Below are 1,109 nucleotides of genomic sequence, written 5' to 3' on the forward strand. Positions count from 1 at the left end.
TGTGATGTCCAGGGACGTTGTCCCGGTTTGGGCGGGTGACGGCCTGTCGTGAAGACAGGTGAAGGCCTCTGGTTGTGAAGTGGAGCTGTCGAGGAACCGCTTCACATGTCCGGAGGCCTTCGTGTCCCACCCTAACGCGGCGCTGACGCCGCGTGCCCGGCTACGGCTGGCGCGTCTGATCGTCGAACAGAACTGGCGTCCCGCCGAGGCGGCGAAGATGTTCATGGTCGCGCCCAGGACCGCGCGCAAGTGGGCGGACCGCTACCGGCTCGAGGGCGAGGCCGGGATGGCCGACCGCAGCTCGCGGCCGCGCCACAGTCCGGCCCGCACACCCGAGCCGGTGGTCCGCGCGATCGTCATGCTGCGATGGCGGCACCGGCTGGGCCCGGTTCAGATCGCGGGCCAGCTCGGCATCCCCGCCTCCACCGTCCACGCCGTGCTGGTGCGGTACCGGATCAACCGGCTCTCCCGCATCGATCGCGTCACCGGCGAACCCCTGCGCCGCTACGAACACCCGCATCCCGGCTCGCTGATCCACGTCGACGTCACCAAGTTCGGCAACATCCCCGACGGCGGCGGCCACCGGTTCGTCGGACGGCAACAAGGAGAACGCAACAAACGCGCCACCCCAGGCTTGCGCAAGGGCAGCAATTGCCTGCCGCGCAACGGCAAGGCCTTCCTGCACACCGTCATCGACGACCACTCCCGCGTCGCCTACGCCGAGATCCACTCCGACGAACGAGGCGACACGGCAACCGCCGTCCTGCGGCGAGCAGTCGCCTGGTTCGCAGGGCGCGGAGTCGTCGTCGAACGAGTCCTGTCCGACAACGGCTCCGCCTACCGCTCCTTCGCCTGGCGCGACGCATGCTCCGACCTGGGCATCACAACGAAACGCACACGCCCTTACCGGCCCCAGACCAACGGCAAAGTCGAACGATTCCACCGCACCCTGGCCGACGGCTGGGCCTACGCCCGCCACTACCACTCAGAAACCGAACGACGAGCAGCCCTGCCCAGCTGGCTGCACTTCTACAATCACCACCGAGCCCACTCAGCCATCGGAGGCAAGCCACCCATCACCCGGCTGACCAACCTCCCTGGACATCACA

1 protein-coding gene is annotated in these 1,109 nt (G+C 68.0%); it reads left to right on the forward strand.

The annotated features are described in order from the left end of the window. Positions 1 to 121: 121 nt before the first annotated feature. Positions 122 to 1,109, forward strand: a 988-nt coding sequence (locus FKR81_RS43090; protein ID WP_146361378.1) for an IS481 family transposase, incomplete at its 3' end; no start/stop codon positions are given.

The sequence above is a fragment of the Lentzea tibetensis genome (genome assembly GCF_007845675.1).
Lineage (GTDB): Bacteria > Actinomycetota > Actinomycetes > Mycobacteriales > Pseudonocardiaceae > Lentzea > Lentzea tibetensis.